General features: G+C 53.0%; 10 protein-coding genes. 7 read left to right on the top strand and 3 right to left on the bottom strand.

Annotated elements, in window-relative coordinates; all coding sequences use genetic code 11:
• The 3 genes from leuS to holA all read left to right on the top strand — a co-directional run.
• Nucleotides 1–2226 (top strand): leucine--tRNA ligase (leuS, locus tag VFG09_09530; GenBank protein HET6515385.1); only part of this gene is annotated, 2226 nt, incomplete at its 5' end.
• 20 nt (nucleotides 2227–2246) lie between these two features.
• Nucleotides 2247–2786, top strand: a complete 540-nt coding sequence (gene lptE, locus VFG09_09525; GenBank protein ID HET6515384.1) for an LPS assembly lipoprotein LptE — start codon at nucleotides 2247–2249, stop codon at nucleotides 2784–2786.
• 2 nt (nucleotides 2787–2788) lie between these two features.
• Nucleotides 2789–3670, top strand: coding sequence for a DNA polymerase III subunit delta (gene holA, locus VFG09_09520; GenBank protein ID HET6515383.1), 882 nt, complete (start codon nucleotides 2789–2791; stop codon nucleotides 3668–3670).
• On the opposite strand, the gene rpsT is transcribed toward holA, so the two are convergent.
• Complete coding sequence (gene rpsT, locus VFG09_09515; GenBank protein ID HET6515382.1) at nucleotides 3651–3947, bottom strand: 30S ribosomal protein S20; 297 nt, start codon at nucleotides 3945–3947, stop codon at nucleotides 3651–3653. The genes holA and rpsT overlap by 20 nt on opposite strands.
• Before the next feature lie 124 nt (nucleotides 3948–4071).
• Here rpsT and smpB point away from each other — a divergent pair, with 124 nt between their 5' ends.
• Nucleotides 4072–4515 (top strand): SsrA-binding protein SmpB, encoded by a 444-nt coding sequence (gene smpB / locus VFG09_09510; GenBank protein ID HET6515381.1) that lies wholly within the window; start codon nucleotides 4072–4074, stop codon nucleotides 4513–4515.
• A 156-nt stretch (nucleotides 4516–4671) separates the two neighbouring features.
• Here smpB and VFG09_09505 read toward each other — a convergent pair whose 3' ends face one another.
• Nucleotides 4672–5799, bottom strand: coding sequence for a hypothetical protein (locus VFG09_09505; GenBank protein ID HET6515380.1), 1128 nt, complete (start codon nucleotides 5797–5799; stop codon nucleotides 4672–4674).
• Nucleotides 5800–5994: 195 nt separating this feature from the next.
• Here VFG09_09505 and VFG09_09500 point away from each other — a divergent pair, with 195 nt between their 5' ends.
• Entirely contained in the window at nucleotides 5995–6948 is a 954-nt protein-coding gene (locus VFG09_09500; protein ID HET6515379.1) for an aldo/keto reductase, read from the top strand.
• A 115-nt stretch (nucleotides 6949–7063) separates the two neighbouring features.
• Here VFG09_09500 and VFG09_09495 read toward each other — a convergent pair whose 3' ends face one another.
• A complete protein-coding gene (locus VFG09_09495; GenBank protein ID HET6515378.1) occupies nucleotides 7064–8863 on the bottom strand; it encodes an ATP-binding protein in 1800 nt (599 codons plus the stop codon).
• Nucleotides 8864–9082: 219 nt separating this feature from the next.
• On the opposite strand from VFG09_09495, the gene pgi reads away from it, so the two are divergent.
• Together pgi and VFG09_09485 are read left to right on the top strand one after the other, a co-directional pair.
• Nucleotides 9083–10744 (top strand): glucose-6-phosphate isomerase, encoded by a 1662-nt coding sequence (pgi, locus tag VFG09_09490; GenBank protein ID HET6515377.1) that lies wholly within the window; start codon nucleotides 9083–9085, stop codon nucleotides 10742–10744.
• A 35-nt stretch (nucleotides 10745–10779) separates the two neighbouring features.
• Nucleotides 10780–11696: hypothetical protein (locus tag VFG09_09485; protein ID HET6515376.1), on the top strand; the 917-nt coding region annotated here is incomplete at its 3' end.

The raw sequence follows: 11696 nt of genomic DNA, 5'->3' as shown, positions 1-11696 counted from the left end.
TCCATGAAGAAGCAATTGAACCGCATGGGGCTCAGTTATGACTGGGACAGGGAAGTTGCCACGTGCAGTCCCGAGTATTACCGGTGGAACCAGTGGTTCTTTCTCAAGATGTTCGAAAAAGGCCTTGCCTACAAGAAATCCTCCTTCGTCAACTGGTGCCAATCCTGTCTGACAGTGCTCGCCAATGAACAGGTGATCGACGGCAGATGCTGGAGGTGCGACAGCCTCGTAGTCCAGAAGGAGCTTGAGCAGTGGTTCTTTAAGATCACCGATTATGCTGAGGAACTCCTGAAAGGCTGCGACGGTCTCACGGGATGGCCCGAAAATGTTGTGGCGATGCAGAGGAACTGGATCGGCAGAAGCGACGGTGTCGAGATGGACTTTCCTGTCGACGGTATGACTGAGAAGATCAGGATATTCACGACGCGGCCTGACACGCTCTGGGGCGCTACTTTTGTCTGCATTGCGCCGGGGCATCTCCTTTCTCCGATGCTTGTCCCTGATAAGCAGGCATTGGAGGGGATAAAGGAAAAGTATGGGGACCTCGAAGAAAAGGTGGGGTTGTCCACCGGCAACTACGCACTGAATCCCATGAATGGGGAGAGGATACCGATCTATGTTGCGAACTTTGTCCTCATGGAGTACGGAACGGGCGCCATCATGTCCGTGCCTGCCCATGACCAGCGGGACTTCGAATTTGCAAGGAGATACGACTTGCCGATCCGGATAGTGATTGCTCCAGGAGAAGGCGGGGACCCCGGAATGCAGTCGGAACTTCTGGACAAGGCCTTTGAGGAGGAAGGGACCCTGATCAATTCGGCTCAATTCACGGGACTGAAGAGCGAGGATGCAAAGGCCGAGATAGGAAAGTTCATCGAAGAAAAGGGACTCGGCAGGAGGGTGGTGAATTACAAGATCCGCGACTGGGGCATATCGCGGCAGAGGTACTGGGGAACGCCGATCCCCATCATCTACTGCGAAGCCTGCGGCATCGTCCCTGTGCCCGAGAAAGACCTTCCTGTGGTGCTCCCGGAAGACGTGAAGTTTACCGGCAAGGGCGGTTCCCCGCTCTTGGAATCAGAGGCATTTCTCAAGGTCGCCTGTCCGAAATGCGGCGGCGAAGCAAGGCGTGAGACAGACACGATGGATACCTTTGTCGATTCATCATGGTATTTTGTCAGGTACTGTTCGAAGAGGGACGAAGATGCGCTGAACAGGGATAATGTCTCGTACTGGATGCCTGTGGAACAGTACATCGGCGGCGTAGAGCACGCTGTATTGCACCTCCTCTATTCCCGTTTTTTCACGCGCGTCATGAGGGACATCGGGATCGTGGGTTTCGATGAACCCTTTACGAACCTTCTCACCCAGGGCATGGTGTGTATGGAGACGCAGAAATGTCCTGAGCATGACTGGCTTTTCCCCGAGGAGGTGAAGGACGGGAGGTGCATCCGTTGCGGCAGAGAGGTGATAAAGGGCAGGGTCGAAAAGATGTCCAAATCGAGAAAGAACGTTGTTGACCCTGATTATCTCATCAACAGGTACGGGGCCGATACGGCGAGGCTCTTCTCTCTCTTTGCCGCCCCTCCGGAAAAGGACCTGGAATGGGCTGACAGAGGGGTGGAAGGAGCGTACCGGTTCTTGCACAGGGTATGGGGAATAGTATTCAGGAACCGTGAGTCCTTAAGACGGAGACGTGATAAGTATGGACTCAGTTCATCCCCCACTGCCGGTAGCGGATTGCCCTTGCTGCGAAAGACCCATCAGACGATAAAGAGGGTGACGACGGACATTGAGAGGGAGTACCACTTCAATACGGCGGTTTCGGGTCTCATGGAACTAGTGAATGAACTCTCAGGATACCAGCCGGAAAGGGACGAAGACTGGGCAGTCTTCAGAAAATCCCTTGAGATCGTCCTCTTGTTGCTCTCTCCCTTTTCTCCGCACATCGCCGAGGAGCTTTGGCAGGAGATCGGAAACAGGCCGAGCATCTTCGACCAGGACTGGCCTGAATGGGATGAGGAGACTGCGAGAGATGAGGAGGTCGAACTCGTGATACAGGTAAACGGTAAGGTGAGGGCAAAAATCATGGTTCCTCAGGGGATCCCTGATGAGGATATCAAGGAAAGGACGCTGGAGGAGCCGAAGATCAAAGATATCCTGGCTGGTAAGACCCTTAGAAAGATATTCGTTGTCAAGGGGCGGCTGGTCAATATCGTGGTATAAAGATGTCGGGGAATGAGGACATGGAGGAGGACGAAAGATCACGGCAGCGTAAGAAGGGCATGGGTTGGATGCCCTCTTCCGTCTCTGTTCTTTTTCCCCTGTTCTGCGCTCTCCTGCTCTCCGGTTGCGGGTATACCATCCATGGCAGGGCAAACCTTCCTTTCCAATCCATCAGTATCGGGAAGATCATAAACAAGACCCTTGAGCCGAAGCTTGAGGACAAGATGCAGGTAGCCCTCGTCGAAGAGCTGCTGAGAAACGGTTTCATCTTTGAGAAGACGGCAGATCACACCATAGATGGCACCATCACCGCCTATGACTTGAGGGTGCTTTCGGAGAAAGGCGGCGTGGCGGCTCAATACGAGGTGGACATAAAGGGTAATTTCAGGCTGACTGACGCATCGGGAAAGACACGACCCTTGAGGAGCAGCGGGGCATTCATCGTCTCTTTCCTGAGCACCGGGAACCTTGAGGACGTCATGGCCCAGAAGGAACTGGCCATTGACAGGGCAATGAGAGATTTTGCGAGGGAGATCGTCGCGTCGGTGATATACCAATGAGCATGAAACAGTTCATTCAGGAAGTGGAGAAGGGCCTGAAGTCGCCCGTGTATTTCCTGTACTCCGAGGAGTCCTATCTCCTCAGGGAGGCCTCTGTGCTCGCTTCGATGACCATTCCTGAGGGAGAAAGGAGTTTCGGCCTTTCTGTCTTTGATCTCGGCGGCATTGATGAAAAACCCTCGTTCGAACAGGTCGCCGATGTCTTGAACACCATCCCCTTTATGAGGGGGCGAAAGATTGTCGTCATCGAGAACATCCAGGAGTTCGCAAAGAAGAAAGAGATGGAGCAGCTTGAAGCGTACGTTGCAAACCCTTCGCCCTTTTCCGTGCTGATCCTTCTGCACAGGGGAAACCTCAAGGCCCACTTCAAGGAGTTTCTCCGCAAGGTCAAGGCTGTTTCTCTTGACATGCGGCAGCAGGATTTCCCGCTCTGGATCAGGGAGAAGGCCCGGCAGAAGGGTTTTACGCTCAGCAACGGCGCTGTTGAGTATCTGCTGGGTGTTGTCGGACCCGATGTCGGTCTCATCTCAGCGGATCTGGAGAAATTCGTTCTCATCGGAAAGGACCACGTCGACAGGGAAGACATTATGGGGATCGTGAGCGGGTTCAGCGATTACAGCGTCTTTGACCTCGTCGATGCCATAAAGCAGAGAGACGCTGCAAGGGTCTTCAGGATAGCCAGGGCACTCCAGGACACTGCCGACTCCTACGGCCTTCTCGGGGCGATCAACTGGCACTTCAGCCGGATCTCTTCCCGGGACAAGGACCACTCGGCGTATTACGACAAGATCTTCGGTCTTTTGAACGAGGCAGACCTCGGCATCAAGACCTCAGGCGGGACGTACCCGATGGAATACCTGCTGATCAGGCTACTTCAGGCTTGAGAGCGGTATTGGCGAGTTTGGCAAGGCGTGATATCTTCCTTGATGCAGTATTTTTGGGAAGAATTCCCTTTGAAGCTGCCTTGTTGATGACCTTAGTTGCTTCTGCAAAGGCCATCTGGAGCTCTTCCCTGTTCTTGCTCGTAACAGAGGCCTCAACCTTCTTTACGATGGTCTTCACCTCGGTCTTAACCGACTTGTTCCTGAGCCTGTTTTTCTCTGACTGACGGACCTTTTTCAGGGCCGATAGATTCTTTTTCGGTGCTGACTTACCTGCCAATGTGACCTCCTTGTAGAGCCTTTCAGAATTCCCTTCTCGCCAAGAGGCCTTTACATTAGCATAATCGCGAAGACAAAATCAATCGCGAGGCGACAGGTCTGCCTCCCATGCTACAATAAGACCGATGAAGATCGTTTCCCAGAACAAGAAGGCCTACCATGACTACAGCATTGAAGAAACCGTCGAAGCAGGAATTCAGCTCCTCGGCACCGAGGTGAAGTCCCTGCGCGACGGCAAGGCGAACCTGAAGGACAGCTACGTCCTCATAAAAGACTCGGAGGTCTTCCTCTTTAACTGTCATATCAGCCCTTATTCCCACGGAAATATCATGAACCATGAACCCCTGAGGACGAGGAAACTGCTCCTCCACCGCAAGGAGATCGAGAGAATGCGGGGCAAGGCCCTCCAAAAGGGATACACCCTCGTGCCCCTTAAGATCTACTTTAAGGGCTCTTACGCAAAGGTCGAGATCGGGCTGGCAAAGGGAAAGAGGCTCTATGAAAAGAGAGAGTCCATAAAGGAACGAGAGGCAAAGCGGACCATCGAGAGGGCGATGAAGAGCAGGTAGATGGAAGGAATCCTCCGGCGTTTCGCAAAGGTGGGTCTTTCAGATGAAGGGGAATTGCCGGGGAGCTTCGAACTTCTCACAGAATGAACTAAACCGCTCGCGCGGTGGTGACGTGTGGTCAATCCCTTTCTTGCTTACAGCTTAGCTATATCGGCATCAGCGTACAAAACTTGTTTGCCAGAAATAATAGGTGCTGATACTGCCCGTGGGAGTAACGACAACGTAGAAAGTGTATGTTCCAGGAGGGAGCTGCGATATGGGAAACTCTTCCAAGAGAAGGAAAGGGGCAACATATATGCCGCCTAGCGTATTGGATATCCACGGCACAAGACCGGCATGCGCAAATGTCTGAAGGCCTGTCGGCGTCAGGATATAGATGTTCACCGGGTCTATTGCCGGCGCTGCAAGGGCGAAGTAAATATCAACAGCGCCTGAAAATTGGCCGAGCCCTACCCTCAGGGTGAATATGCTTCCGCCTGCGGCCACAGGACCGATCCCGATCGGGGCCAACATTGATAAATTTTCCGTGTTGGCGAGAGAGGACACTCTCATAGTCCCCTCGATTATGTCAACTGATGAAACGCCCTGTGAAACTGCGGTACTGATCACCGGTGATACCACAGGGCTCTGCTCAAAAGAAAGCTGAGCTGTGGGAGTTGGAATCGCCCCATTAGTAATAGTAGCAAGTGCTATATTATTACCGTTTCCTTCCGTAAACCAGAGGTTGCCGTCGGGTCCCGTTGTTATCCCGAAGGGCTGGCTGTTCGTCGTGGGAACCGGGAATTCCGTGATAACCCCTGCTGGGGTGATGCGCCCTATCAGTCCACTATCGCCAGGGAAACTTTCTTCCGTAAACCAGAGATTGCCATCGGGGCCACTTGCGATCCAAAAGGGCTGGCTGTAAGTAGATATCGGAAAATCAGACACTATGCCAGAAGGCGTGATCTGCCCTATGCTGGCAGCAAAAGACTCAGTAAACCAGAGGTTGTTATCGGGTCCCGTTGTTATCCCTAAAGGCACATTAAAAGCAGTGGGGTTTGGTGGCACTTCGAACTCCGTAATGCTGCCCGCCGGCGTTATTTGCCCTATAACGTTGCCGCTTTGTTCAGTAAACCACACATTTCCGTTTCCCACAGGGCCGGCTGTAATCCCCACGGGAACGCTGAAGGGGAAAGGGAGAGGGAACTCGGTAATCGTGATGGCACCCCCAATATCTGGAAGCGCTCCTATCAGCACTACTGCAAGTGTACAGAGAATAATCAATGAGTTGCCAGATTTCTTCATGTCTTCTAGTATATTTTATTCCCTCCTCAGCTGAGAGTGCAAGCAAATTATTATGTTATTATTTAGTTGACACGAGATGGCACTTCCATCATCCCTGTTCGAGTGTTAAACTGTCTATAGAGAATCATTTCGAATGATCAAACTTTACTCAATTATTAATAGCATTCGAAGAAGGTTATTACTCGGAATCTCACAATGCAAAGACGACGGTTGGGCAATTCTGATCTCATAATAACGCCAGTCGGGTACGGGTCGTGGGCGATCGGTGGTTCTGGGTGGGATTATGCTTGGGGACCGCAGAACGATGACGACTCGATTGCGGCAATCCGTAGGTCTCTTGAACTGGGCGTGAACTGGATCGACACTGCCGCAGTATATGGCCTGGGACACTCTGAGGAAGTCGTGGTGCGGGCACTGGACGGGTGGGAGGGCCAGAGGCCTTACGTGTTCACGAAGTGCGGTTTGATATGGGACGCAGAGAGGCGTCTCTCCAGAAGGCTGACGGCAGCATCGGTCCGGAAGGAGTGTGAGGACAGCCTGCGCAGGCTTCGCTCTGACGCGATCGACCTTTATCAAGTTCATTGGCCCCCAGAGATAGATTCAGAGTTAGAAGAGGGTTGGGCAGCGCTTGCTGCGCTCAAGAAGGAAGGTAAAGTGCGCTGGATTGGGGTATCAAACTTCGATGTATGGCAGATGAAACGTGCTCAGGCTATTGCGGATATTACTTCCCTCCAGCCGCCGTATTCACTTATCCGGCGTGAAATCGAGGCGGAGATCCTTCCTTATTGCATGCAACAGGGAATCGGCGTCATCGTGTATGCTCCTATGGCCTCGGGGCTCCTTACAGGAGCAATGACGGCGGAACGTGTCGCCAACCTCCCCGACGACGACTGGCGGAAACAGAGTCCAGAATTCAATGAACCTAACCTCTCCAGGAACTTGGTTCTCGTGGAACGCCTCCATGCAGTGGGAAGGCGCCTTGGTCGGACCCCCGGCGAGGTGGCAATTGCCTGGACACTTAACAATCCTGCGGTGACAGGAGCAATCGTAGGCGCACGGAACGCGAAGCAGGCAGAGGGCGTTATGCGTGCTGCGGAGTTGCAACTTTGCATTGAAGACGTCGCCGAGATCGAGGGCATATCACGATAGCAGTTTCGCACATACGCACGTAAGACAACCCGATCTCCAGTGATTATCGTTCCTAATGACCCCATCTGATCCCTTTTCGGCTCGAAGGAAAAGTGCCCGCGGCATTCAAGAGGGGTTATACCTCTTTCTCCAGCACCTTCTTGTAGAACTGACACTTTTTGCAATTCTCATATTTCTGGGCAAAGGTGCCCTGAACTCTTCCCATGCAGAACGTTCCTGCTACCACCCAGCAGACCCTCCCGAAATGAGGGTAAGTCGGGCACTTTAACTCGCTGTTGGCGTCTCTTCCGCACTTCATGAATTCCCAGCATGGGGTACTGATCAGGTCTTCATCGCTCTGGTACGGAAAGGAGATGCTAAAGGTAATCCCGGCACTCCCGTTATTTTTTGTCTTTATGAACCCTCCATGTTCCTCCATGATCTTCCTCGTTATAGAAAGACCCAGCCCTGTGCTGGACCCGATCATCTTTGTTGTGTGAAAAGGTTCAAAGATAAGGGGAAGCTTCTCCTCCGGTATCCCTGCGCCGGTATCAGAGACATGAACGGTGACGTAATCGATATTGTTGATCTTCTCCGTCATCTTGCTGACGGTAAGCGTCCCGCCATTCGGCATGGCATCGATGGCGTTTGACAGAAGATTGTCCAGCGCCTGTCCGACATGCGTCCTGTCTGCGAGGATCGGAAGGTCAGTGCCGAAGTTCACAATAACCTCTATGGCATTCTCGGCGCAGACTTCGGCAAAGGAAGCGACGGAATCTCGAACGACATCGGTAATCGGCATCCTCGCGAACTGAAGTTTCGCCTCTCTCGAGAATGTGAGGATATCTCTGAGAATATGCTCAAGCCTGTCCACCTCGGAAACGATGATATCCGAGTACTCTCGCTCCTTATTGCCTGACACGATCTTCTGAAGCCTCCGGCCAAACCCTCCGAGCGCCGAGAGGGGATTCCGTATTTCGTGGGCAATATCGGCTGTAAGCCTTCCGAGGGCAGCGAGTTTCTCGGCCTGTATGAGTTTGTTCTGGGTCTTTTTTATCTCGACCGTCTTCTTCTCCACTTCTTCCTCGAGGGATTGGGTCCATGTTTCCATCTTCTGTCTTGCCGTATGAAGCTCCCCTATCATCATATTGAAGGTCCTGGACAGTCTGCCGAGCTCGTCCTTCGATTGATGAGGTTCCATGGGTGAAAGGTCTCCCGAACTGACCCGTTCCATCCCTCTGGAGAGGACCGTGACGGGCTTAAGGACAAACCTCCAGAGGATAAAATAGAGCATCGCTGCGATCAGGGATAAGAAGAGCAGCGTGAAGAGCGAGGTATTCACTATTTTCTTTCTTATCCGCTGGTCGATCGTAGAGAGGGAAAAATCCGTCATGAGAATCCCGAGAACGCGACGGTCCTGGCTATGGACGTGGCACTGAGCTGTAAAGCAGTCCGGCTCGTTGTAGATCGGTTCTATGAAGCTCAAGACCCTCTTTCCCGCGGCATCGGCATAGATCGTCCACTGCCTTCCATCGATGAGGGTCTCACGGGGCCGTGAAGGATCGGAATGGCAGCCGGCGCAGGCAGGAGAGGCCTTCTGCGCCCTCATGCCGATGACCCCCCTGTCGGATGAATAATGAATGATACCGTCTCTGTTGAAAAGACTTACCCGCTTTACCGACTCTGTGGCGCCGATGGACTCCATAGCCCCCTGCATATCATCCCCGCGGTTCAGGAGCATATTATGCCTGATACTTCTGTGTATCATCTCGGAAAGTGACGAGATAAAGGCGACCGAGTTTTCCATGAGGTCCCTTTTATCGGCTTGTATGGATAGGTACCAGAAGATGCCGCTTCCGGAGAGAATGAGAAGCCCTAAGATAACGACCAGCTTCCCGACAAGGGACCCGGTGATGCGATCGAAGATAGTTGACACAGACGTATCCTTATCTAAATTACACTAAATCATGCCCCCGAGTAAACCGCCGATTCTTGACAACGAAACATCAAGAAGCAATGGGTGATCATCCTCGTCGCGGGACCGTGTGGGGCGACAAAAAAATTGTAATTTCCTCCTTTGCCCTGTAAGATATTCTCATGGGTGAGCAGGCACTGCGCGCTCATGCATTCCTGGCTCAGGGAAAGGGAGGATAGCATGCTGGAGAAGAACGATCCCTCTCAAACGCTTGCTTGGAAAGAGCTGGAGTCCCACTATGAGGTCATGAAGAGCATACAAATGAAGGATATGTTCAGAGAAGACCCTGAACGGTTCTCCAACTTTTCCCTGCGCTTTGAGGATATCCTCGTCGATTATTCAAAGAACATTGCGAACAGGGAGACTTTTCGCCTTCTCCTGGAACTCGCCCGTGAGACCGGAGTAAAAGACGCGATCGAGAAAATGTTCAGAGGGGACAGGATCAACGAGACGGAAGACCGGGCAGTGCTCCACGTTGCCTTGAGGAATCGTTCGGACACACCGATCTTTCTGGACGGCAGGGATGTCATGCCGCAGGTGAAGAGCGTGCTGGATCAGATGAAGGCCTTTTCTTCGAGAGTCGTTGCGGGAGCATGGAAGGGGTATACCGGAAAGGCTGTAACGGATATCGTGAACATCGGCATCGGAGGGTCAGATCTCGGTCCTGTGATGGTGACGGAGGCATTGAGGCCCTATGGCAGGCCCCATATCAGAACGCATTTTGTCTCGAACATAGACGGAACGCATATCTCTGAAACTCTGAAGGTCCTCTCGACGGAAACGACGCTCTTCATGATCGCTTCGAAGACCTTTACCACGCTGGAGACCATGACGAACGCCCATACCGCAAGAAGGTGGTTCCTCGACTCGGCAAAGGATGAGACCTTTGTAAGAAACCACTTTGTGGCGATATCAACGAACGAAGAAGAGGTGAAGAAGTTCGGGATAGCGCCCGAGAATATGTTCGTTTTCTGGGACTGGGTCGGCGGCAGATACTCCCTCTGGTCTGCCATCGGCCTGTCCATTGCCTGCTCTCTGGGCTTTAACCATTTTCTTGAACTCCTCGAAGGGGCCCATGCCATGGACATGCACTTCCTGGGGACGCCCTTTGAGCGGAACATTCCCGTCATCCTGGCCCTCCTCGGAATCTGGTACAACAATTTCTTCGGCGCCGAGACCGTTGCGATTCTGCCCTACGATCAGTATATGCGCCGTTTCCCGGCATATTTCCAGCAGGGTGATATGGAGAGCAACGGTAAGTATATCGACAGGAGCGGAAAAGAGGTGACCTATCAGACAGGGCCCATTATCTGGGGGGAGCCGGGAACAAACGGACAGCATGCATTCTATCAGCTGATCCACCAGGGCACAAAGCTCATACCCTGCGACTTTATCGCGCCGGCATTGAGTCACAACCCCCTGGGAGACCACCATGCCATATTACTCTCGAATTTCTTCGCTCAGACCGAGGCCCTCATGAAAGGGAAGACCTATGAAGAGGCGGCTGATGAACTCGCGAGGTCCGGCAAGAAGGAAGAAGAGATCAGGCGGCTTGCTCCTTTCAGGGTATTCAAGGGCAACAGGCCGACGAATTCCGTTCTCATCAGAAAGATCACTCCGAGGTCCCTCGGGAGCCTCATCGCCATGTATGAGCATAAGATCTTTGTGCAGGGGGCCATCTGGAATATCTTCAGCTTTGACCAGTGGGGTGTTGAACTCGGTAAACAGCTCGCAATGAAGATACTCCCCGAACTCAGGAGTGATTCACCGGTGACATCCCATGATTCTTCCACGAACGGGCTCATCAATACCTTTAAGGAAATGAGAGAGGGAGCATCATAACCCTAAGTGGAACTCCTCAAAGGGTGGAAAGGGAAATGACAGATCTTCCTGAACCGGCGCCGTCTTCCCATGAAATTGCCTCATGGCTTCTTGCAGCGACTGCGCTCATCTTTGTTCTCAAGATGCACCTGCTGCCTGCCGTGCTTTCCGGGTTGCTCGTTTACGACGTGGTCCATCTTCTGGCGCCGCGACTCAGGATCAGCAGCCTCGGTGGAGACCGCGCAAGGGCCGCTGTCGTTGCGATGCTTGCCGTCATCGTTGTGGTTTCACTCATCCTTTTCATCTGGGGATTAATCCATGTTTCCCGGAGTGAGGCGGGGAGCATCCCGGTGCTTTTGAAGAAAATGGCAGAGATTGTCGAAGGGTCGAGAGAGATTCTCCCTGCCTGGTTGATCGACTTTCTGCCGGGCAATGCCGACGACCTTAAGGAATGGTCAGTGCGGTGGCTTCGTGAGCATGCAGGTGATCTGCAGGTTGTGGGCAAGGAGGCCGGCCGCTTTTCCGCGCATGTCCTGATCGGCATGGTCATCGGCGCCATGGTCTCCCTGAGAGAGGCGAGGGCAGCTCGTGAGTTCCGCCCCCTTGCAAGCGCTCTCGTTGAGCGGGCCCAACGCCTCAGCCAGGCCTTCCGATGGGTTGTCTTGGCCCAGGTGCGCATCGCCGCACTGAATACGCTCTTTGTCTTGCTCTATCTGGCGATTTTGCTCCCTTTGCTCGGCGCTCATCTGCCCTTTGTGAAGACCATGGTTGCCATCACCTTTGCCACGGGTATGCTGCCGATCATCGGCAATCTCATCTCCAATACGATCGTTGTTGTGATCAGCCTGAGTAACTCACCATCTGCTGCGATGGGGTCTCTCGTCTTTCTTGTGGTGATACACAAGCTCGAATATTTCCTGAACGCCCGTATCGTGGGTACACAGATCCATGCCCGTGCGTGGGAGATACTTGC

This window comes from Thermodesulfovibrionales bacterium (genome assembly GCA_035686305.1).
Classification (GTDB): Bacteria; Nitrospirota; Thermodesulfovibrionia; order Thermodesulfovibrionales; family UBA9159; genus DASRZP01.
Note: the sequence above shows the minus strand (reverse complement) of the source record. Positions and strands in the feature narration are given on the sequence as shown.